Origin of the sequence: Cupriavidus sp. P-10 (assembly GCF_003402535.2) — a bacterium.
Lineage (GTDB): Bacteria > Pseudomonadota > Gammaproteobacteria > Burkholderiales > Burkholderiaceae > Cupriavidus.
On record NZ_AP025173.1, the window covers coordinates 320,177 to 343,069 of the forward strand.

Sequence of the window (22,893 nt, forward strand, 5' to 3'; positions counted from 1 at the left end):
GGTCGCTGGAAATAAGGGACTCCTGGTCTGAAGGCGACGCGCTCAATGTCCGGCGAACTGAGGCTTGCGCTTGCCCAGGAAGGCGGTGACGCCTTCATCGGCATCCCAGGTCTGGGTCGCCGCCGAGAAGCACTCTGCCTCCTCCTGCAGCCCATCCTCCAGGCGCATGGACTGCGAATGCCGGATGGCCTCGAGTGCATGGCCCAGCGATGCCGGAAACGGCTCTCCGAGGCTTTTCAGGTAAGCGGCTCCCGCATCGACCGGGTCTTCGGCTTCGACGATGCGATGGATGAGACCGATGCGTTCAGCTTCCTGGGCATCGATCGCACGGCCGCTGGCAATCAGCTCGACGGCTCGCCCAACGCCAACCAAGCGGGGCAGACGCTGCGTGCCTCCGTAGCCGGGAATCAGGCCCAGCTTGATTTCGGGGAGCCCGAGGCGCGACGTGGGCGTCGCGATGCGAAAGGTGCAGGCCATCGCCAGTTCGAGCCCGCCCCCGAACGCCACCCCGGTAATAACGGCGACCGAGGGGATGCGCAGCCTGTCCAGCTTGGCAAACACCAACTGACCACGCCGTGCGGTTTTGCGCTGCTGGTCGGCATTCTTGCCCTGCAGTTCGCCCACGTCGGCGCCGGCGCAAAAGGCCTTGCCACCGCCTGCGCCAACGATGAGCAGCGCCCGAGCCTTCGACACAGCAACCTCGTCAAGGCGCTCCGCGATCTCGCCCACCATTTCGGCGTTCAAGGCATTCAATGCCTTCGGACGGTTCAGCGTCAGTACCGCGACATCCTCACGGTAGGTCAGTTCGGCACTCATGCCTGGCTGCCTTCGTCAGGCTGGGGACGGAAGCGGGGCTTGCGCTTTTCCATGAAGGCCTTGACGCCCTCGTGCGACTCCTCGGTGCCGTAGTACAGCGCCAGCGCCTGCATGCCCAGGCCGCCGATACCGCGGATCGAATCCGAGTCGGCATTGAAGGAGCGCTTGGCGATGGCGATAGCCGTGGGGCTCAGCGCCAGGATTTCATCGCACCACTTCTGCACTTCGGCATCGAGCTGGTCGGCGGGCACCACGGCATTGACCAGGCCCATGGCCAGCGCATCCTGCGCCTTGTAGCGACGGCACAGGTACCAGATCTCACGGGCCTTCTTCTCACCGACCACGCGGGCCAGGAACGCCGTGCCGAAGCCGGGATCCACCGAGCCGACCTTGGGGCCGACCTGGCCGAACTGCGCCGTCTCGGAAGCAATCGCCAGATCACAGCAGGTCACCAGCACGTTGCCGCCGCCGATCGCATAGCCGTTGACGCGGGCGATCACGGGCTTTGGCACCTCGCGGATCAAGCCCTGCAGCTCCTCGACCGGCAGGCCGACCAGACCACGGCCGTCGTAACCACCGTCATGCGCGGACTGGTCGCCGCCGGTGCAGAACGCCTTGTCGCCCACGCCGGTCAGCACGATGACGCCAACAGCCTTGTTCCAGCCGGCGCGGTGCAGCGCGTCGATCAGCTCATCGCAGGTCTTGCCACGGAAGGCGTTGTACTTCTCGGGGCGGTTGATCGTGATGCGGGCAACGCCGCCCTTTTCTTCGTAGAGAATGTCGGTGTAGTCGCTCATGTTCGTCTCCTGATGGGGTTAGCCGTGCATGGTCAGGCCACCGGACACCGACATGACCTGGCCGGTGATGAAGTTGGCATCGTCACTCGAGAGGAACGCCACGGCGCCGGGAATGTCCTCGGGCTGGCCGAGGCGTTTGAGGGGGATGGCACGCTTCAGGCCGTCGTAGATCTTCTGGCCGAACTCACCGCCACCCGTGAAGGACTGCAGCAGCGCGGTGTCGGTCGGACCGGGACACACCACGTTGACGCGCACGTTGTTGCGCGCGGTCTCGCGTGCCAGCGTCTTGCTGAAGGCGATGATGCCGCCCTTGCAAGCAGCGTAGACCGATTCTCCCGACGAGCCGACGCGGCCCGCATCGGAGGCGATGTTGACGATCTTGCCGCCACCAGCCTCCACCATGAGAGGAACCACGGCGTGCTGCAGGCTCAGCGGCCCCTTGAGGTTGATCGCGATCAGCTTGTCCCACAGATCGGGAGTGGTCTCGACGAACTGCATGGCCACGTCCCAGCCAGCGTTGTTGACCAGGATGTCGATCTGCTTGAGGTCGGCATGGATCCTCTGCACGGCCTTGGCAACCGCATCGTGATCCGTGATGTCCAGCTGAACCGTGGCCAGTTGACCCGCGTACTGCTGGAACTGGCCCTTGAGTTCATCGAGGCCGGCCTGGTTCAGATCCAGGGCGGCAACGCGCGCGCCCTCTTCCAGGAAGCGTTGCACCAGGCTGCGCCCGATGCCGCCGGCTGCGCCAGTGATGATGGCGACTTTGTCTTTGAGTCCACGCATAGGAATGCTCTCCTGTAGTAAAACGAGTCAGTAGTTGCGGTTGGCGATGACCTGAGCGACATGGTCGCGCAGCTTGAATTTCTGGAGCTTGCCGGTCGCGGTGCGCACGATCGGCTCGAAGATCACGTGCTTGGGTGTCTTGAAGCCCGGAAGCCTGGAGCGGCAGAACTGGATGACCTCCTCCTGCGTCAGCGTGCCTACGTACTGCGGATGCAGTTCCAGCACAGCACAGGGCACTTCACCCCACTTCGCATCAGGCACAGCGACCACTGCGACCTGGAACACCGCCGGATGCGTGAACAGCACTTCTTCGACCTCGATGGACGAGACGTTCTCGCCACCGGAGATGATGATGTCCTTGGAGCGGTCCTTGATCTCGATGTAGCCGTCCTCGTGCACCACGGCCAGGTCACCGCTGTGCATCCAGCCGCCCTGGAAGGCCTCGCGTGTGGCCTCGGGATTCTTGAGGTAGCCCTTCATGCCCAGGTTCCCGCGGAACAACACCTCGCCAATCGTCTTGCCGTCCCGCGACACCGGCTGGAGGGTATGGGGATTGGCCACGATCATGTCTCCCGCCACGGCCGTGCGCACGCCCTGGCGGCCCATGTGGCGCGACCTCTCCTCCGGCGCCATGGCGGCCCAGGAATCCTGGGTCACGCACACCGTGTTGACGCCGTGCTGTTCGGTCATGCCATATACATGCAGCACCTCGAAACCCAGCGCCTCGGTTTGCGCGATCACTGACACCGGCGGCGAGGCACCGGCGCAAGCAACCAGAATGGGTGAGCTTGGATTGCTCCAGTTCTGCGGCTTGCCAGCCACCAGCGAACTCAGCACCGCCGGCGCACCACAGAAATGCGTCACGCCATGTCGGCCGATGGCTTCGTAGATGTCTTCGGCGACAACCTTGCGCAAGCACACGTTCGTGCCGCCCACGGCTGCCATGGCCCAGGCATAGCACCAGCCGTTGCAATGGAACAAGGGCAAGGTCCACAGATAGACCGGCGTTCCGATGTTCAGCCGCGCATAGATGGCGGTGCCCAGGGCATTGAGATAGGCCGCGCGGTGGTGGTAGACCACCCCCTTCGGATTGCCCGTGGTTCCCGAGGTGTAGTTCAACGCGACGGCATCCCACTCGTCCTCGGGGTACCGCAGCTGCGCATCAGCCGGCGCATTAGCCAAGAAGCTCTCGTAGTCGATCACGCCGACCGGCTCGGCATCGGGGACGTCGCTGCCACGGATGTCCACGACATCCATCTGCATGCCGGAAAGCTTCACCGCCGCACGCGCCACATCTGCAAACTGCTGATCCACCAACAGCAAACGGGTCTCCGAGTGCTGCAGGATGAAGGCGATCGCTGCCGCATCCAGGCGGATATTGATGGAGTTGACGACCGCGCCCGCCATCGGCACGCCAAATTGCGCCTCCAGCATCTCCGGGATATTGGCCGCGAGGATGGCGACCGTGTCGCCGCGCTCAATGCCCGCACCGATCAGGGCACGCGCCAGGCTGCGGCAGCGCTCGGCATACGCGGCCCAGGTATAGCGCCGCTCGCCGTGGATGACGGCGATGCGGTCTGGATAGACATCCGCCGCACGGTCGAGAAACCCCAGCGGGGTCAGCGGCCGGTAGTTGCCGGGATTCTTATCGAGGTCTTGCTTGAACTTGTTCGTCATGCTTTTCTCCGGGTGGGACTGGTGAAGATCAGAACGAAACCGCCAAGCGCGTTGCCTGGTCGATGGCGCGCAATGCGTCCAACTCAGCCGCGACATCCGCTCCGCCGATCACGTGGGCCTTGACACCCCGCTTGGCCAAGCCATCGAACAGCGCCCGGTTCGACAGCTGTCCCGCGCAGAGAATGACGGTGTCCGCGTCCAAGACGCGAGCCTCGCCATTCACGCTGTAGTGCAGGCCCTGATCGTCGACCGCCCGGTAGCTCGCACCGGCAGTCATGGCCACATCGGCCTTGCGCAGCTTGGCCTTGAGAATCCAGCCCGTGGACTTGCCCAGGTTCTTGCCCAGTGATTCGGGCTTGCGCTGGAACATGTGGATGACGCGCTCAGTCGCGTGCTGCGCAGGCGCCTTGAGGCCTCCCGCGCTGCGGATACCCGTATCCACCCCCCAGGCATCCATGAACACCTGTGGCTTGAGCGACTCCTCGGCATTGCCGACCAGGTACTCGGCCACGTCAAAGCCAATGCCGCCCGCGCCGATGATGGCTACCTTGTTGCCCACCGGCGCGCCGTTGGCCAGCACATCCAGGTAGCTGACCACCTTCGAGTGATCGAGCCCGCGGATATCGGGCTCCCTCGGCACCACGCCGGTCGCAATCACCACCTCGTCGAACTCTCCCGAGCGCACACGCCCGGCCAGATCTCCGGCCTCGACACGCGTTTGCAGATGCACGGCCACCTGCAAGCGTTCCAGCGTGACCCGGAAGTACCGCAACATCTCGTTGAACTCGTTCTTGCCGGGCACCTTGCGGGCCATGTTCAGTTGGCCGCCCAACTGGTCGCCCGCCTCGAACAGCGTGACCCGATGTCCGCGCTGGGCGGCGTTGATCGCGAACGCCATGCCCGCGGGCCCACCGCCGACAACGGCGAAATGCTTGGGAGTGGCGGTCTTGCTGTTGTCGAACTCGATCTCGCGCCCCGCTCTGGGGTTGACCAGGCAAGTCGCCACGCGGTCAGTGAAGATGCGATCCAGACAGGCCTGGTTGCAGGCAATGCAGGTGTTGATTTCGTCGGCACGGTCTTCGCGCGTCTTGCGGGCGAACTCAGGGTCGGCCAGCAACGGGCGGGCCATCGAAACCAGATCCGCCGCGCCGGAGGCAATGATCTCCTCGGCCACATCGGGCGCGTTGATGCGGTTGGACGCCATGACCGGAATGCCAACCGCGCGCTTGACGTTGCGGATCGCGTCGATCCAGGCAGCACGCGGCACCGGGGCCGCCATCGTCGGCACGGACGACTCATGCCAGCCAATGCCGGTGTTGATCATGTCCGCGCCCGCAGCCTCGACACGGCGGGCAAATTCGGCAACTTCCTCGCCGGTCATGCCCCCGTCCATCAGGTCGATGGACGAGATGCGATAGATGACCATGAACTGCGGGGAGACCCGCGCCCGCACGGCCTTGACGATTTCGAGCGGGAAGCGGATCCGACGCTCGAAGTCCCCGCCGAACTCGTCGTCGCGCTGGTTGGTCAACGCTGCCGTGAACTCATTGATCAGGTAGCCCTCGGAACCCATGATCTCGATGCCTGCATATCCGGCCTGCTCCGCCAGCGCCGATGTGTGAGCAAAGCTCTCGACGGTTGTCCAGACCTCCGCGGTCGTCAGCGGACGCGGTGGATGAACGTTGATCCGCGCCTTGCCGGCCGAAGGTGCGACGCAGGTGGGCACCTTGGCATAGCGGCCCGCGTGAAGAATCTGCAGGACGATGTGGCCACCGGCCTCGTTCACCGCCGATGTGATGACGCGGTGCTCGTCCAGCTGCTCGGGCTTGTCCAGCACCAAACCGCCTTCGTCCATCACCCCTTCGGGCACGGGAGAGTAGCCACCGGTGAGGATGAGGCCGATCTCACCCGCGGCGCGGGCTGCGTAGAAGGCAGCCAGTCTTTCGTGGGGACGATCCAGCGTTTCCAGGCGCGTATGCATCGCGCCCATCACCATGCGGTTCGGCAGATCTACCCCAGCGACGCGCAGGGGGCTGAGGAGGTGTGGATAAGCGGGCATGCTTGTCTCTCGTGGTGGGCCTAGGGTGGTCTCAATGATCTCGGGTTCGCCCATTTACGTCAAGATCATGATGTATATTATTTCAATGATCTGGGGTTTATACCTACTTTTGCGGTCATTAGTCATCACAAAAGATCAATATCACTACACAAATAGGTGTGCGAGTGAGATCTCCAGCGGCAGCGCCGGCGCTGCGCGGCATCCGGGACATGCGGGGTTCGCAAGGGATCCCTTGCCCCCCCGGCTGTGCCGTTCGGGATCCGGCTCAGGGCAAGGCGGGACTCGAAGCGCAATAGCGCAGCCAACGGCTGGGCCGCCAAGGCCCAGCCGTTGGCGCACTCACACGGCGGTACCCGTTTTGAGGGTCAGTTCTGACGCCGATCGGCCATGGTTGATGCATGCGAGCGCAGCGGCTCCCAGGACGCCTGCGGCACCAATGACCAGGAAGTTCTGCTCAAGCGGAAGTTGCAGCGACACGATCAGCCCGATCAGCAAGGGAGCCGCGATCGCGCCAAGGCGCCCGATGCCCGACGCCATGCCGATCCCGGTCGAGCGGATGTCCGACGGGTAGTACTGGCCGCTGTAGGCATAGACGACGATTTGCGCGCCCGTGGAGCAGGCACCGACGGCAGCGATGATGAAATAGAGCACCTCGGTCGAGGTCTTGAGCGTCATCATGTACAGGAAAACGCCCCCAAGCGCGTACATGCAGACGACCACCCACTTGATGTGGAACCGGTCCGCGAGCCAGCCGCCGCCGATCGAGCCAATCACCGCCCCCACATTGAGTGCGATGACGAAACTCAACGCGGAACCCAGGCTGTAGCCCGACATGGCCATCAGCTTCGTCAGCCAGGTACTGAGCGCGTAGATCATGAACAAGCCGGTGAAGAAGGCCACCCAGAACATCACCGTGCTCAGCCCCCGGCCATCCTGAAACAGCTGCGCCACCGTCACGCCCGATTCCGAATGAGCCGCCTGAGGCGGGCGGAACGTGTCGTTCGTGCCGACCTTGAACGCCGGGTCGATGGACTGGACAAGCTGACGCAGCTGCCCGCTGTCGCGCCGGGACACCAGAAACGACAGCGATTCCGGCATCGACTTCAGGATGAAGGGAATCAACAGCACCGGAGCGCCGGCAGCGAAAAAGACAATCTGCCAGCCGAACTGCGCGATGAACTGCTTGCCCAGCACTGCGGCCAGGATTCCGCCGATGGCGTAGCCGGAGAACATGACGGTCGTCAGGAAGCTGCGGATCCGCTTCGGGGCGTACTCCGTCATCTGTGCGGTGATGTTCGGCATCACACCGCCAATGCCCAGCCCGGCGATGAAGCGCGCAATGCTGAACGTGACAGGGTCCTTGGTCAAGCCCGCTGCCGCAGTGAACACGCTGAAGAGAAAGACGCACAGCGAGATCGTCCAGCGACGCCCGATCTTGTCGGCCAATGCGCCCAGGAAGATGGCGCCGAACATCATCCCAAACAGCGCCGAGCTGGCCATAAATCCGGCGGTCGCAGCCTGCACGCCCATCTCTTTCATGATGGCTGGAAGCGCCGCTCCAGCGACCGCCAAGTCGTAGCCGTCAAGGATGATGACCAGAAAGCACCAGGCCAGCACCTTGGCGTGGAAGCGGTTGAACTTGGCCTTGTCGGCTAGTTCGTGAACGTTGATCTCTCGCATCGGTCTCGTCTCCTTCATTTCGGTATGAATGCATCGGAACCACGGCCAGGGACCCACTGCGCAGGCACTCTCATGCGAGACACAAGCGGCCTGAACAGACCTGCACGCGGCCCATCGTTTTCACGACGGCGGCATCTTCGCAGAACTTATCATATACATCAATATCTTGATGTATATGCAGCGACAAAACAGGGGTTTACACTAGTTTTTTGGAAATATTGTTATGAGATATGCAATGATGCATACATAATGACGTAGACGCGCGCCCCATTGTCAGCGGAACGGGGTAGCTACAACCGTTGGGTTTGAAGCGCGCACCCGCCACCCCTACCTCGTCCGATCAGCATGAAAGCCGTAGTCATCCGTCAATTCAGCGAAGACCCTCGCATCCATCGCGTCGAAGAGGTGACCGACCCAGTTGTCGGCCCCGACGACGTCCTGATCAGCGTCAAGGCCGCGTCGATCAACTTCCCCGATCTCCTGGTGATGAGCGGGAAATACCAAGTCCTGCCTGAGCCGCCCTTCATCCCTGGGAAGGATGCGGCGGGGATCGTGGAGGCGGTCGGTGCGAACGTGAGCTCACTCAAGAGCGGGGACCACGTCGTGGCGCAGGTGGAAAACGGCTGCTTTGCAAGTCGTCTGTCCGTTCCGCAGGCGAGCGCGCACAAGATTCCGACCGAAATGCCCTTCGTCGATGCGGCTGCGATGGGCCTCGTGTACCAGACGGCGTTCTTTGCGCTCACTGATCGCGGCGGCTTCCGCAAAGGCGAGACCGTACTGATCAGTGGCGCCGCCGGAGGCGTCGGCCTGGCCGCCGTGCAGATCGCCAAGGGGCTTGGTGCCAAAGTCCTCGCAGGCGTGACTTCGGAAGCCCAGGCGGAAGCGGTGCGCCAATCCGGAGCCGACGAGGTGATCGACCTGTCCGTCCCCAACCTTCCCGAGTCCGTTCGCGCACAAGTGCATCGCGCTACAGACGGCAAAGGTGCCGACGTATTTCTGGACCCCGTGGGTGGCGACGTGTTCGATGCGTGCATTCGACAGCTCGCTCGGCGCGGCCGGGCCGTGATCATCGGATTTGCCGCCGGCAAGATTCCGGTGATCAAGGGCTCCTACCTGCTGCTCAAGAACATCTCCGTCGCCGGCATGCAGTGGACGGACTATCCGATGCACTCGCCCGAGCTCGTCGCAGAGGCCCAGGCGAAGCTCAACCAACTCTACCAGCAGGGGTTCGTGCGCCCGCGCGTCATGCAAACGTTCCCTCTCGAATCCTTCGCTGACGCAGCGGCCCGGCTCGCGTCAAGAGGGGTGATCGGGAAGCTCGTCCTCACCATCCGATAGGACGGTTCCCCTCAAAGCAAGCCGGACACACGGCCCTCGCCGACAGCCGTCTGGCACAACATTCATGCAGGAACATATATGGGTGCCACGATTTTTACCCGCATCATTCAGCGCGAGATTCCCGCTGCCATCGTCTATGAAGACGATTTAACGATCGCTTTCATGGACGCAGGCCAGGTCAACCCCGGCCATGTGATTGTGGCCACCAAGGCGCAGGTCGAGACAATTCTCGATCTCGACGACGAGACAGCTGGCGCGCTGTTCCGGACGGCAACACGCATCGCCCGCGCCGTCGAAGCTGCCTTCCATCCGGACGGCATCACCGTGCTGCAGACGAACAAGCCAGCAGGTTGGCAGACGGTTCCGCATGTGCATCTGCACGTGCTGCCGCGCCAGCACGGTGATGGCGTGACATTGGGATGGCCACGCAAGGAGCCGTCGTTGACAGAACTGCAGTCATTGGCCTCCCGGCTGACTGGCTTTGTATAGCGCCAAGCAGCCGCAAACCCCATCGCGGATGTTCCGACGCAAGGCAAGTCGAACACCGTGAGCCATGCCGCACCGAGGATGATTTTTGAATTGATCGCCTATGCCGTCATCGGAAACCACCTTTGTTGATGCCTCGGCCAGGTTTCGGCAAGGCATTCTTGGCCGCTGCCGGTTGAGCCGGGCAAGACCAAAGCCAGCGAGGACAACATGGCCGTAGCGGATCCATCGAGCCCCTACAACTGGTCGCTGGGTGAGTTGCATGCTTTCTGCCTCATCTGCGAGTCCCGAAATCTGAGCCAGGTCGCCCTGCGGCTGGACATGAGCCAGTCCGCCGTTTCACTCATGGTGCGGCGCTGGCGCGACGTGGTGGGAGACCCGCTTTTCGTGCGGTCTCGCTATGGGGTGGCCCCGACCGATACAGCCCTCGCCCTGTACAAAAGGATCCAGCCGCTTCTTGAAGGCCTGAGACAGGCGCTCGTCCAGCCGACGGGTTTCGACCCCGCAAGATCGACGCGGGTCTTCAAGCTCCATATGTCCGACATCGGCCAACTGGTGTTTCTCCCGGAACTCCACGGGCACCTCAATCGCAAGGCACCGGGTGTTCGCCTTGCCATTCAGTCGCTTCGGTGGGAGGAAGTCGAGAACGGACTGGCCTCGGGAGCTGTCGACATCGCCATGGGTTCACTACCCATGATCAAGGGCAGAGTGCATGCCCGCACCGTGCGCAAGGACCGGTTCTTCACCATCATGCGCCGCGAGCACCACATGGCGCAGCGCAAGCTTGATCTGGCCAAGTTCGCCGAGGCAGAGCACCTGGTCATCGATGCGGCGAGCAGCGGGCATGCCCTGGTGGAGGGCGTGCTCCGCTCCAAAGGGGTGTTCCGCCGTATCGGATTGAGTGTGCCGCACTACCTGGCAGCCGAAAGCCTGCTGACCAAGAGCGACTACTTGCTGACGCTGCCCGAAGGCGGCCTGTCCATCATTCAACACCTCGACAGATTCCACGTGACCCCTACACCGCTCCAACTGCCCACCTTCGACATCCGCGTTCACTGGCATGAGAGAAGCCGCAGCGATGCAGGAATCCAATGGCTGCGCGATTCGATCATGGAGCTCTTTTCCAAGGGCTAGCCGCAAGGATGAAGACAGGAAGAAGCCCGCGGGTTTGGCAGACCTGCGGGCGGAGTGCTTCAGCCGATCCGTTCCATCCAGCCATGCGTGTCGGGAGCACGCCCCTGCTGGATATCGAGCAGGGCCGATTTCAAGCGGCTCGCCACCGGCCCCACATCACCGTCGCCAACCGTGAAGTTGTGCTGGCGTCCTTTCACGGTGCCGATCGGCGTCACCACGGCAGCCGTGCCGCAGGCAAACGCTTCGGTCAGGCGGCCGCTTTGGGCATCTGCCTGCCACTGGTCAATGGCATAGGGCTCTTCACGCACGGTCATTCCCATGTCGCCCGCCAGCACCATCAAGGACTCGCGCGTGATGCCGGGCAGGATCGTGCCGGTCAGGGGCGGAGTCTGGATCGATCCGTCGTTGAAGACAAAGAAGATATTCATCGCGCCCAGCTCCTCCACCCAGCACCGATCGACGGCATCGAGGAACACCACCTGGTCGCAGCCCTGGCGGGCCGCTTCCGCCTGCGCGGCCAGGCTCGCGGCATAGTTGCCGCCGCATTTGGCATCGCCGGTTCCGCCGGGCCCGGCACGGGTGAAGTCCTCGGAAACCCATACCGTCACGGCAGATGAGCCCGCCTTGAAGTAGGAGCCCACAGGCGACGCGATGGCGCAATACAGATACTCGGCCGAAGGCTTCATGCCCACCAACACCTCGGTGGCGATCATGAAAGGCCGCAGATAGAGTGCCGCGCCATCCGCCGCCGGGATCCAGTCGCGGTCGATACGCACCAGTTCCCGCACGGACTCCAGGAACAGGGATTCCGGCAGCGGCGCCATCGCCAGCCGGTTCGCGGAATTGCGAAAGCGGCGGGCATTGGCGTCGGGGCGGAACAGCGCCACGCTACCGTCTGGCTGGCGATAGGCCTTCATGCCCTCGAAGATTTCCTGAGCGTAGTGAAAGACCAGCGACGCCGGATCGAAGTTGAAGCCACCGCGCGGCTCAATCTTGGCGTCGTGCCAGCCGCGTTCCGCCGAGTACCGAGCGGTCGCCATGTGATCGCTGAACTGGCGCCCGAACGCCGGATTCTCCAGCAGCTTCGCGCGCACCTCTGGCGCAGTCGGCGACAGACTTCTCTCGATCGAAACCTTCAAATCGGCATCGTTGCCCATTTTTTACTCCTTGTGTAAACCCCAAACTCAACGGTCAGAAAATCCTGACCAACTCTTCGTGGCACTGGATGGCGAAGTGGCAAGCCGAGGCCGCGGCCATTGGCATTGGAGGACGCCCATTCGGCCTTTCAGAGAATCCCGTGCCAAAGCATTGCCACCCAGGGTGCCGCCCCTATCCACCCAGATAGGCTTGCTTAATGCGGTCATTGGTGAGCAGATTCCTGCCGGTGTCAGCGAGAACGACGCGCCCGGTTTCCAGCACGTAGCCCCGATCGGCCACTTGCAGTGCCTTGTTGGCGTTCTGCTCGACCAGAAAGACCGTGACCCCTTCTTCCCGGATCGTGCGGATGATGTCGAAGATCTGCGCAATGACCAGCGGCGCCAGACCCAACGTGGGTTCGTCCAGCAGCAGCAGACGTGGACGGCTCATCAGGGCGCGGCCGATCGCCAGCATCTGCTGCTCGCCGCCTGACATCGTTCCGGCGCGCTGAGCCGAACGCTCGCGCAGCCGCGGAAAGAGCTTGAACACATGCTCGATCCCGGCCTCGATTTCATGGCGATCGGCGAAGAAGCCGCCCATCTTCAGGTTGTCCACCACGGTCAGACTGGGAAACACCCGCCTGCCCTCCGGCGAGATCGCCATGCCCATGCGCATGATGTCGTGGGTGTTGCGGTTGGTAATGTCCCGCCCCTCGAACAGCACGCGCCCGCTGCTGGCGCGCGGGGAACCGCACACCGTCATCATCAGCGTCGTCTTGCCCGCGCCATTGCTGCCGATCAGGGTGACGATCTCCCCCTTCTTGACCTCGATCGATACCCCGGAAAGTGCCTCGATGGCGCCATAGTGGGTGTGGATTTTCTCCAGCTTTAGCATCACTCCTCCCCCAGGTAGGCCTTGATCACGCGCGGGTCGTTCCGCACCTCTTCGGGCCTGGCTGTGACGATTGGCCGCCCGTGCTCCATCACGAGAATGCGGTCGGAGACGCCCATGACCAGCCCCATGTCGTGTTCGATCAGCAGCACGGAGATCCCGAACTCGTGGCGCAGCCGCTTGATCAGGTGCTGGAGCTCGAGCTTTTCCTGCGGGTTCAGGCCCGCCGCGGGCTCGTCCAGCAACAGCAGCCGGGGTTTGGTGATCATGCAGCGGGCGATTTCCAGGCGGCGCTGGTGGCCGTAGGAGAGCGTCCCGGCCTCGCGATTGGCGACCTCGGTCAACTCCATCCGATCCAGCCATTGCGCGGCACGCACCAGCGCCTCCCGCTCGGCGCGGCGGTATGCGGGCGTCGCCAGCAACCCATGCAGCAGCCCCGTCTTGACCTGCAGATGCTGCGCGACCATCAGGTTTTCCACGACCGTCAGACGCTTGAACAGGCGGATGTTCTGGAAGGTGCGCACCAGGCCCTTGCGTGCCACGAGGTGGCTGGGCAGCCCTGCGATGCGGTGGCCATCCAGGATCACGTCCCCGCCGGTCGGCTTGTAGAACCCGCCGACGCAGTTGAACACCGTGGTCTTGCCCGCACCGTTCGGCCCGATGATGGCGAAGACCTCGTTGCGGCGGACCTGGAAGTCGATGCCGTTGACCGCCATCAGGCCACCAAAGCGCATCTGCAAGCCGGAGACTGTGAGCAATTCGGAAGATGCAATGGCAGTCATCGCGGCAACTCCAGATGGGGGCGGCTGGTGGGCAGCAGCCCTTGGGGGCGCCAGATCATCATCAGGATCATCACCAGGCCAAAGATCAGCATGCGGTACTCCGCAAACTCGCGCGTGAGTTCCGGCAGCACCGTCAGCAGAATGGCCGCCAGCGCCACGCCGAGCTGCGAGCCCATGCCGCCGAGCACAACGACCGCGAGGATCAACGCCGACTCGATGAAGGTGAAGGACTCGGGATTGACCAGCCCTTGGCGTGCCGCGAAGAAGGCGCCGCCGATGCCCGCGAAGGAAGCGCCCAGCGTGAAGGCCGACAGCTTCACGCGGGTCGGGCTCAGGCCCAGCGAGCGGCAGGCGATCTCATCCTCGCGCAGCGCCTCCCAGGCCCGGCCCATCGGCATGCGGATCAACCGGCTGGTGACGAAGAGCGTGAAGCCCACCAGCAACAGCGCCAGCAAGTACAGGAAGAGCACCATGTGGTCCCCTCTGTAGGTCAGGCCCAGCAGTTCATGGAAGGTCTGCGCGCCTGCCGTCTTAGCGGCGCGCGCAATCTCGAACCCGAAGGCCGTCGGCTTGGGGATGCCCGAGATGCCATCGGGACCGCCTGTCACGCTGGTGAGATTATTCAGCAACAGCCGGATGATCTCGCCAAAGCCCAAGGTGACGATGGCCAGATAGTCGCCGCGCAGGCGCAGCACCGGAAATCCGAGCAGGAAGCCGAATGTGGCCGACATCGCCGCCGCGATCGGGAGGCACTCCCAGAAACTCAATCCGAAATACTGGTTGAGCAACGCATAGGTGTATCCGCCGACGGCGTAGAAGCCCACGTAGCCCAGATCGAGCAGCCCGGCGAAGCCCACCACGATGTTCAGGCCCAGGCCCAAGATCACGTAGATCAGCGCCAGCGTGGCGATGTCGAGCGCCCCGCGCGAGCCGAAGAACGACCACGCGAACCCCGCCAGCAGCAAGAACCAGATCGCCACGCGCTGCTGATGCGGCCCCGGCATCGGAATGGCTGGCAGCCGCACGACGCCGCGCGCGCCTGCCAGCATCGGCTTGCACAACTGGAACAGGAACACCACGATCACGGCAATCCACACGGGACGCCAGTGCGGCTCCAGGACCATCTTGTACCCGTCGAGCTTGAGTTGGAGCCCAAGCGCCGGGATGGTCAACACCGCGGTCAACAGGGCCGCGATCGCCGCGTCCTTGAGGACGGCGGGGAACGGCGACGCTTTCATTGCAATGGCTTGTGTCATGTCGTCCTCACACTTTCTCCACATCCGGCTTGCCCAGCAGGCCGGTCGGCCGGAACAGCAATACGAGAACGAGCAGGCTGAATGCCACCACGTCCTTGTATTCCGCAGGCATGTAGCCGGTCGCGAACGTTTCCGCCAACCCCAGCACAATGCCGCCCAGCATGGCACCGGGAATGCTGCCGATACCGCCCAGCACCGCGGCCGTGAAGGCCTTGATGCCAGCGATGAAACCGATGAAGGGGTTGAGCTTGCCGATGGTCAGCCCGATCAGCACCCCGCCCACGGCGGCGAGAATGGCCCCGAGCACGAAGGTGAAAGAGATCACCTTGTTGGTGTCGATGCCCAGCAGATTGGCCATGCGCATATCCTCGGCGCAGGCACGGCAGGCGCGCCCCGTGCGCGAACGCGCGATGAACAGCGTCAGCAGGATCATCAGCGCCACGGTCACGCCCACGATGAGCAAGCGTGCGTAGGGCACGGTGACGGTGAAGTCCCCGCCCATGTCCAGCTCCAGTGCGCCAGACACCAGCACAGGCACGGAAACGTCCCGCGCGCCTTGCGCGATCTGCATGTAGTTCTGCAGGAAGATGGACATGCCAATCGCCGAGATCAGCGGCACCAGCCTCGGCCCGCCCCGCAAGGGGCGGTAAGCCACGCGCTCGACGACAAAGCCGTACGTGCCGGTGACCACCACCGACACCAGCAGCGCTGCGCCGAGCACCAGCGGCAGCGGATAGCCCGCCTGCGTCCCGATGGCGGTGAGCGTGACCAGACCGAGATACGCACCGATCATGTAGATCTCGCCGTGGGCGAAGTTGATCATGCCGATGATCCCGTACACCATGGTGTAGCCGATGGCGATCAGCGCATAGATAGAGCCCAGCGTCAGGCCATTGACCAGTTGCTGGGTGAATTGGGGAAGGAAGTCGCTCATCCAGGATGCCTCGCAACAAGAGCGTTCAAAGCAGGCCGGCAGCATCCGATCCTTGAACCGGACGCCGGCCTAGCCACGTGCTGCATCAGTTGGCAGCGGTCTTGGTGGCATCCTTGTGCCAGGTGTAGACCACGAACTTGAACGACTTGAGGTCTCCCTGGGCGTCGTACTGGACCGTGCCGATCGGGGTCTGGAAAGTGTTCTGGTGCATGAAGGCAGCGACCTTTTCCGGGTCCGTGCTCTTGGAGCCGGACATCGCATCGGCGATGATCTTGACCGCAGCGTAGGCCGGCATCTGGAACGCGCCGCCCGCGTCACGCTTTTTCTCGGCAAAGGCCTTCACGAGCCCGGCGTTCGCGGGGTCTGCAGAGAAATCAACAGGCAGCGTGAGCAGCATGCCCTCGGAAGCCGCGCCCGCGATGGCCGTCACCTCCTTGCTGCTCACAGCCTCCGGCCCCATGAAGACCGCTTTCACGCCCTGCTCCCGCGACTGGCGCATGAGGAGCCCGATCTCCGGGTGGTAGCCGCCGAAGTAGACGAAGTCGATGCCCTGGGACTTCAGCTTCGTGATGACGGCGGAATAGTCGGGCTCGCCGGCATTGATGCCCTCGTAGAACACCACCGGCACCTTGGCGGCATCCAGCTCCTTCTTGACCGTGGCGGCAATGCCTTGGCCGTAGGACTGCTTGTCGTGCAGCACCGCCACCTTTTTCGGCTTGACCGTATTGATGATGTAGCCTGCGGCCACGGGCCCCTGCTGATCGTCCCGGCCGATCGTTCGGAAGATGAGCTTGCGCTTCTTGCTCTCGGTCAGCTGCGGCGCCGTGGCCGTCGGCGTCACCATGAGCACGCCTTCGTTCTCGTAGATCTCCGAAGCGGGAATGGTCGATCCGGAGCACACATGGCCGATGACGTACTTGATGCCCTGGCTGACGATCTTGTTGGCGACTGCCACGGCCTGCTTGGGCTCACAGGCGTCGTCCATGATGACGGGCTCCAATTTCTTCCCATTCACCCCACCTGCGGCATTGACCTGCTCGATGGCGGTCAGGGCGCCTGCCTTCATCATGTCGCCGTACTGGGCCACCGAACCCGTCATGGCGCCAGCAATGGCGATCTTGACGGTCTGGGCTTGCGCGGACAGCCCCAGGACGGCGAGGACGGCAGCCGCAGCAAGCCGATGAGGACGAATCGTGGATTTCATGGCAGTCTCCATTGTTGAAATAGGTAGGGATGGGCAAAGCACCGAGGCCCGCCCCGCCCTCCCGGAGCGTGACGGACCCAGCGGAAAATCAGTTGGCGGGCGTCTTGGTGGCGTCCTTGTGCCAGGTGAAGACGGTGAACCGGAAAGACTTCAAGTCACCCTGGGCGTCGTACTCGACCTTGCCAATGGGCGTCTGGAAACTGTTCTGGTGCATGAACGCAGCCACTTTGGCGGGGTCGGTGCTCTTGGCGCCGGCAATGGCATCCGCAAGCACCTTGACGCCGGCATAGGACGGCAGCTGGAACGGACCATTGATGTCACGCTTCTTGTCTGCAAAGGCTTTCACCACGGCCGCATTGGCGGGGTCGGTCGAAAAATCCGCAGGCAGCGTGACCAGCATCCCCTCGGAAGCCGCACCGGCAATCGCGGTCACGTCCTTGTTGCCAACGCCTTCCGGCCCCATGAAGACGGCCTTGATGCCTTGCTCGCGCGCCTGACGCAGCAGCAGTCCCATTTCCGGGTGGTAGCCGCCGTAATAGACAAAGTCGATCTTCTGCGACTTGAGCTTGGTGATGATGGCCGAGTAGTCGGTATCGCCCGCGTTGATGCCTTCAAACAATGCGACGGGAACCTTGGCCGCATCGAGGTTCTTTTTCACAGTGGCGGCAATGCCCTGGCCGTAGGATTGCTTGTCGTGCAGGACGGCCACCGCCTTGATGCCTTTCTGGGCAATGACGTACCGGGCCGCCGCAGGGCCCTGCTGGTCGTCGCGACCGATGGTGCGGAAGATGAACTTGCGCTTCTTGCCCTCGGTCAGCTGCGGCGCGGTCGCGGAAGGCGTCACCATCACCACGCCCTCGTTCTCGTAGATCTCCGAGGCGGGAATCGTCGATCCCGAACAGAGGTGGCCGATCACGAACCGGATCCCCTGGCTGACGATCTTGTTGGCGACCGCCACGGCCTGCTTGGGTTCGCAGGCATCGTCCATCATGACGACCTCAAGCTTGCGCCCGCCGGTGCCGCCTGCAGCATTGATCTGCTCGACCGCCGTCAACACACCGGCCTTTGCCATGTCTCCGTACTGCGCGACGGGGCCGCTCACGGGGCCAGCCAAAGCGATCTTCACCGTTTCCGCGTGCGCGGACGGGCCAAAGCATGCAAGCACGGCCGCAGCCGGAATCGCAAGGAATGAGCGAGTTGTTTTCATGGTTGCTATGCCGGTGTTGTCCGGAATCGATCTGAATTTCGAGGAAAGAACTACGCAGGTCGGTCTGGCCTGCGTGGCCTGACCGGAGAAACCGGCGATGACGCAATGCCCGGTGTTTCGGGCACCGCGTCATGCCGAAGGCTGGTGAATCAGGCGACCTCCTTCGCCACGGTCCCGTTGCGCCACTGGTGGCGAAGGGCCGCCCACTTCTCGCGTGCCGCCGCAAGATGGCGCTCCTTCACGTGGCCATACCCCCGGATCTCTTCGGGAATGCGGGCGATTTCCACGGCGAGGGAGAGCTTCTCCGGCGACAGCATGGGAAGCAGCTCCTCGACGCTGGCGCGATAGTCCTGGATCAGGGCGCGCTCCGTCCTGCGTTCCTCGGTCCGGCCAAAGGGATCGAGCGCCGTGCCGCGCAGGCTCTTCATCTTGGCGAGGATTCCGAAAGCGCGGCGCATCCAGGGGCCGAAGGGTTGCTTGACCAGTTCACCCTTGTCGTTGCGTTTGGCAAACGTCGGGGGCGCGAGGTGGTGCACTACCTTGAAGTCGCCTTCAAACATGTCGGCCAGCTTCTGCGTGAATGCCGCATCGGTGTGCAGCCGCGCCACTTCGTACTCGTCCTTGTAGGCCATCAGCTTGAACAGGTAGCGCGCCACCGCCTCGGTCAGGCGAGTGCTCTTTAGGCGTGTTTCAGACGAGCGAACCTTCTCAACGAAGGACTGGTAGTCGGCCGCATAGGCTGCGTTCTGATACGCCGTCAGGAACTCGACGCGCTTGCGGATGACCTGGTCGAGCGACGGCTTGCGCACGATCTCGATCACGGCCGCGGCCTGGTACAAGGCCTGCACCGCCTTGAGGTCATGGGCGCACCGGCGTCCCCACTCGAAGGCCGCCTTGTTGTTCTCGATCTGCACCCCATTGAGTTCCATGGCACGCATCAAGGCAGCGTGCGAGAGCGGCACCTTGCCCATCTGCCACGCATAGCCCAGCATCAGCGGATTGGTGTAGATCGAATCGCCCAGCAACTGCACCGCAGCCTGCTCCGCGTCGAAGCTGGACACCATCTGCGCACCCGCCGCGGCGGCCAGCACCGCTTCGCAGTTGCCGCCGGGGAACTGCCAGTCGGGGTTCTGCGTGAAGGCAGCGGTCGGTGTGCCATGCGTGTTCAGCGCAACGAACGTGCGCCCTTCGCGGATCAGCCCCGTTGCGTACTTGTTCGCACCGACGATGGCGTCGCACGCGATCAGGAGGTCCGCGTTGGCCGTATCGATCTTGGTTGTGTGGATGGCTTCCGGCCGGTTGGCAATCTGGACATGGCTCCAGGTCGATCCGCCCTTCTGCGCCAGGCCCGCCGCGTCCTGCGTGACAATGCCCTTGCCCTCAAGGTGCGCGGCCATGCCCAGCACTTGCCCGATGGTGATCACGCCGGTTCCGCCAACGCCTGCGACGAGAATGCCCCAGGCCTCCTCGGCGACCGGCAGCACGGGCTCGGGAATGCGGGGCAGCGCGGCGAGGTCCCCCTTCTTCTCTTTCTTGGGCTTCTTGAGCTCGCCACCCTCGATGGTGACGAAGCTCGGGCAGAAGCCCTTGACGCAGCTGTAGTCCTTGTTGCAGGAGTTCTGGTTGATGCGGCGCTTGCGGCCGAACTCGGTTTCCAGGGGCTCGACCGACAGGCAGTTGGACTGCACCGAGCAGTCGCCGCAACCCTCGCAGACCAACTCGTTGATGACCACGGTCTTGGCCGGCGTGGCGAGCTTGCCGCGCTTGCGGCGGCGGCGCTTTTCGGTGGCACAGGTCTGGTCGTAGATGATCGCCGTGCAGCCCGCGATCTCGCGCAGCTCGCGCTGGATCTTGTCGAGGTCATCGCGGTGATGCACGGTGACCCCCGCCTCCAGCGTCACGCCGTCGTATTTCTGCGGCTCATCGGTGACGATGACCAGCTTCTTCACGCCTTCCGCGACCAGGCTCTTCTGGATCTGCAGCACGCTGTGGCCTTCGGGGCGCTCGCCCACCTGCTGGCCGCCGGTCATGGCCACCGCATCGTTGTAGAGCACCTTGTAGGTGATGTTCACCCCGGCCGCGATCGATTGGCGAATGGCCAGCAGGCCGCTGTGGAAGTAGGTGCCGTCACCCACGTTGGCGAACACGTGCTTGTCGGTCGTGAACGGGGCCTGCCCCACCCAAGCCACGCCCTCGCCGCCCATCTGGCTGAAGGTGCTGGTGCTGCGGTCCATCCACTGCGACATGTAATGGCAGCCGATGCCCGCCAGCGCGCGCGAGCCTTCCGGCACGCGGGTGCTGGTGTTGTGCGGGCAGCCGCTGCAGAACCACGGCATGCGATCCCCGGTGTCGATCTTCATCTCCGCCATGGCTCGCTCGCGCTGATCGATCACGGCCAGTCGCGCATCCATGCGCGCGGCGATGTCGCTGCCTTCCGGCGCCATGCCGATCTTGCGCAAGCGCTTGGCGATCGCCTTCGCGATGATGGCCGGCGTGAGGTCGGCCTTGGCACGCAGCAGCCAGTTCTCGCTGGGGTTGGGCATGGACCACTCGCCGCCGGTGTGGTCACCTTCCTGCTCGTCGAACTTGCCGAGCACATTCGGCCGCACGTCGGGACGCCAGTTGTAGAGCGCCTCCTTGATCTGGTACTCGATGACCTGGCGCTTTTCCTCCACCACCAGCACCTCCTGCAAGCCCATCGCGAACTCGCGGGTGGCGGTCGCCTCCAGCGGCCAGACGACGTTGACCTTGTGCAGGCGAATGCCCAGGCGGCGGCAGGTATCGTCGTCCAGGCCCAGATCGACCAGGGCCTGCCGGGTATCGTTGTACGCCTTGCCGCTGGCGATGATGCCGAAGCGATCCTGAGGGCCCTCGATCACATTGCGATTGAGGCGGTTGGCGCGCATGTACGCGAGCGCGGCATACCATTTGTAGTCCATCAGCCGGGCTTCCTGCTCCAGCGGCGGATCCGGCCAGCGGATGTGAACGCCGCCGGGGGGCATGGCGAAATCCTCCGGCAGAGCGATCTGCACCCGATCCGGATCGACGCTGACCGAGGTCGTGGACTCGACCACTTCCTGAATCGTCTTCATGCCCATCCACACGCCGGAGAAGCGGCTCATGGCAAAGGCGTGCAGGCCGAGATCAAGGATCTCCTGCACGCTCGAGGGAAAGAAGACCGGCATCCCGCAGGCCTTGAAGATGTGGTCGCTCTGGTGCGCCGCCGTGCTGCTCTTGGATGCGTGGTCGTCGCCCGCGATGGCGATCACGCCGCCGTGCTTCGCGGTTCCGGCCATGTTGGCATGCTTGAAGACGTCCGAGCAGCGATCCACCCCCGGCCCCTTGCCATACCAGAGACCGAAGACCCCGTCGTACTTCTTGGTCTGGGGATACAGATCCAGTTGCTGCGACCCCCACAGCGCGGTGGCGGCCAGTTCCTCGTTCAGCCCCGGCTGGAAGACCACGTGGTTCGCCTGCAGGTGCTTCTTCGCGGCCCAGAGTGCCTGGTCGTAGCCGCCCAGCGGGCTGCCGCGGTAGCCGCTGATGAAGCCGCTGGTATTCAAGCCAGCGGCAAGGTCGCGCTGGCGCTGCAACATCGGCAGGCGAACCAGCGCCTGTACGCCGCTCATGAATGCCCGGCCGCGATCCAGGCTGTATTTGTCGTCGAGCGTGACTTTTTCGAGAGACTTGCGGATCGCCTCGGGAAGTGGACTGTTCATGTGATTTCCTCTGTCCTAAACGGCGTCAATGCCCTGCTCCGGTCGCCGGGCGAGGCCCGCCGTGCCCATGGCCCCATCCCCCGTCGCACAGGAGAACCTGGCCTGTCACGTACCCGGCAGACTCCGATGCGAGAAAGGCCGCGCCGGCACCAAACTCCGCTGTCGTCCCCAACCGCCCCACCGGTATCTGGCCCAGGATCGATTGCGGCACGCCGAGTTGACGCATCCGGTCGGTCTCGTGGTAACCCGGTGCAATCGCGTTCACCGTCACGCCGCTTCCCGCGTACTCGGCGCTCAGCGTTTGGACGAGGCCGTGTAACCCGGCCCGCAAAGAGGTGGAGATCGCCATCTCAGGGACGTAGTGCATGCATGCGACCGACGTCACCCAGACGACGCGCCCCCAGCCGCGCTCCTCCATCGATGGCAGCAGCGTGCGAACCAACGTCAAGGGTGCGGCCCAGAGCGTTTCAAATGCCTCAAACCACGCGCTCTCAGGTACCTCGGCAGTACGCCCCTTGGCCGGGCCTGGCCCATTCAGCACCAGAATGTCCGGGCGGATCCCAGCTCGCTCCAGTGCCTGAACACATCCCGCAATCGAGCGTCTGTCCGTGAAGTCGAGATGGGCTACGCCATCGACCACACCGGCGGCGGGATTCGCTCGCGAGCTGGTGGCGACCACGCGCACACCTTGATCCCGCAAAGCCTGCGCGACGCCGCCGCCAAGCCCTCCTGTCCCACCGCATACGAGTGCTGTTCTTGTCTCCATGGCATGTGCCCCTAGTTCAATTGCATTGCGGCAAATGGTAGGAAGGCGCATGGGCCAGTGCGAGTCGGGGGTGCTTCTATCAGATATGAGCGCCCCTTATAACTGAACGCGACGACTGCGACGCCCCTCGGTGTTCTCGGGCACCCCGCGCTGCATCGCGCCAGATATTGATTTCAGAAAAGTCCGGTATGTCCCCATCTGAAGGACAACCGGGCCCGCGCCTC

Annotated in this window: 18 protein-coding genes; 3 read left to right on the forward strand and 15 right to left on the reverse strand. The window is 63.6% G+C overall.

The window, feature by feature from the left end; genetic code table 11:
- Positions 1-42: 42 nt before the first annotated feature.
- The 6 genes from CTP10_RS39040 to CTP10_RS39065 all read right to left on the reverse strand — a co-directional run bounded on the left by CTP10_RS39040 (position 43) and on the right by CTP10_RS39065 (position 7,815).
- Positions 43-816, reverse strand: coding sequence for an enoyl-CoA hydratase/isomerase family protein (locus CTP10_RS39040; protein WP_058697517.1), 774 nt, complete (start codon positions 814-816; stop codon positions 43-45).
- Positions 813-1,613: a 2-ketocyclohexanecarboxyl-CoA hydrolase gene (gene badI / locus CTP10_RS39045; protein WP_058697516.1), complete on the reverse strand. Its 801-nt coding sequence runs from the start codon at positions 1,611-1,613 to the stop codon at positions 813-815. Before badI ends, CTP10_RS39040 begins: the two co-directional genes overlap by 4 nt.
- Before the next feature lie 18 nt (positions 1,614-1,631).
- Positions 1,632-2,399 carry a glucose 1-dehydrogenase gene (locus CTP10_RS39050; RefSeq protein ID WP_058697515.1) on the reverse strand — a complete coding sequence of 256 codons (768 nt, stop codon included), beginning with the start codon at positions 2,397-2,399 and terminating at the stop codon, positions 1,632-1,634.
- A gap of 27 nt (positions 2,400-2,426) precedes the next feature.
- On the reverse strand, positions 2,427-4,076 hold the full coding sequence (locus CTP10_RS39055) for an AMP-binding protein (RefSeq protein WP_058697514.1): 1,650 nt from the start codon (positions 4,074-4,076) through the stop codon (positions 2,427-2,429).
- A 28-nt stretch (positions 4,077-4,104) separates the two neighbouring features.
- Positions 4,105-6,135 carry an NADPH-dependent 2,4-dienoyl-CoA reductase gene (locus CTP10_RS39060; RefSeq protein WP_058697513.1) on the reverse strand — a complete coding sequence of 677 codons (2,031 nt, stop codon included), beginning with the start codon at positions 6,133-6,135 and terminating at the stop codon, positions 4,105-4,107.
- A 339-nt stretch (positions 6,136-6,474) separates the two neighbouring features.
- Positions 6,475-7,815: an MFS transporter gene (locus tag CTP10_RS39065; protein ID WP_058697512.1), complete on the reverse strand. Its 1,341-nt coding sequence runs from the start codon at positions 7,813-7,815 to the stop codon at positions 6,475-6,477.
- A 345-nt stretch (positions 7,816-8,160) separates the two neighbouring features.
- Here CTP10_RS39065 and CTP10_RS39070 point away from each other — a divergent pair, with 345 nt between their 5' ends.
- From CTP10_RS39070 to CTP10_RS39080, 3 genes are all read left to right on the forward strand, one after another.
- Positions 8,161-9,153, forward strand: coding sequence for an NADPH:quinone oxidoreductase family protein (locus tag CTP10_RS39070; RefSeq protein WP_058697511.1), 993 nt, complete (start codon positions 8,161-8,163; stop codon positions 9,151-9,153).
- Between the two features lie 78 nt (positions 9,154-9,231).
- Entirely contained in the window at positions 9,232-9,642 is a 411-nt protein-coding gene (locus CTP10_RS39075) for an HIT family protein (RefSeq protein ID WP_058697510.1), read from the forward strand.
- A 207-nt stretch (positions 9,643-9,849) separates the two neighbouring features.
- Positions 9,850-10,773, forward strand: a complete 924-nt coding sequence (locus CTP10_RS39080; RefSeq protein WP_058697509.1) for a LysR family transcriptional regulator — start codon at positions 9,850-9,852, stop codon at positions 10,771-10,773.
- A gap of 59 nt (positions 10,774-10,832) precedes the next feature.
- Here the strand turns inward: CTP10_RS39080 and CTP10_RS39085 are convergent, their stop codons facing one another.
- The 9 genes from CTP10_RS39085 to CTP10_RS39125 all read right to left on the reverse strand — a co-directional run bounded on the left by CTP10_RS39085 (position 10,833) and on the right by CTP10_RS39125 (position 22,720).
- Entirely contained in the window at positions 10,833-11,930 is a 1,098-nt protein-coding gene (locus CTP10_RS39085; RefSeq protein ID WP_058697508.1) for a branched-chain amino acid aminotransferase, read from the reverse strand.
- 172 nt (positions 11,931-12,102) lie between these two features.
- On the reverse strand, positions 12,103-12,804 hold the full coding sequence (locus CTP10_RS39090; RefSeq protein WP_058697507.1) for an ABC transporter ATP-binding protein: 702 nt from the start codon (positions 12,802-12,804) through the stop codon (positions 12,103-12,105).
- Positions 12,804-13,583: a high-affinity branched-chain amino acid ABC transporter ATP-binding protein LivG gene (gene livG, locus CTP10_RS39095; RefSeq protein WP_058697506.1), complete on the reverse strand. Its 780-nt coding sequence runs from the start codon at positions 13,581-13,583 to the stop codon at positions 12,804-12,806. Before livG ends, CTP10_RS39090 begins: the two co-directional genes overlap by 1 nt.
- A complete protein-coding gene (locus CTP10_RS39100; RefSeq protein ID WP_058697505.1) occupies positions 13,580-14,839 on the reverse strand; it encodes a high-affinity branched-chain amino acid ABC transporter permease LivM in 1,260 nt (419 codons plus the stop codon). The genes livG and CTP10_RS39100 overlap by 4 nt, the downstream gene beginning before the upstream one ends.
- Before the next feature lie 7 nt (positions 14,840-14,846).
- Positions 14,847-15,773, reverse strand: coding sequence for a high-affinity branched-chain amino acid ABC transporter permease LivH (gene livH, locus CTP10_RS39105; RefSeq protein WP_058697504.1), 927 nt, complete (start codon positions 15,771-15,773; stop codon positions 14,847-14,849).
- An 85-nt stretch (positions 15,774-15,858) separates the two neighbouring features.
- Positions 15,859-16,977 (reverse strand): branched-chain amino acid ABC transporter substrate-binding protein, encoded by a 1,119-nt coding sequence (locus CTP10_RS39110; RefSeq protein ID WP_058697503.1) that lies wholly within the window; start codon positions 16,975-16,977, stop codon positions 15,859-15,861.
- A gap of 88 nt (positions 16,978-17,065) precedes the next feature.
- Positions 17,066-18,184 carry a branched-chain amino acid ABC transporter substrate-binding protein gene (locus tag CTP10_RS39115; protein WP_058697502.1) on the reverse strand — a complete coding sequence of 373 codons (1,119 nt, stop codon included), beginning with the start codon at positions 18,182-18,184 and terminating at the stop codon, positions 17,066-17,068.
- Positions 18,185-18,333: 149 nt separating this feature from the next.
- On the reverse strand, positions 18,334-21,903 hold the full coding sequence (locus tag CTP10_RS39120; protein WP_058697501.1) for an indolepyruvate ferredoxin oxidoreductase family protein: 3,570 nt from the start codon (positions 21,901-21,903) through the stop codon (positions 18,334-18,336).
- Positions 21,904-21,928: 25 nt separating this feature from the next.
- Positions 21,929-22,720, reverse strand: a complete 792-nt coding sequence (locus CTP10_RS39125) for an SDR family oxidoreductase (protein WP_081050222.1) — start codon at positions 22,718-22,720, stop codon at positions 21,929-21,931.
- Positions 22,721-22,893: the final 173 nt, after the last annotated feature.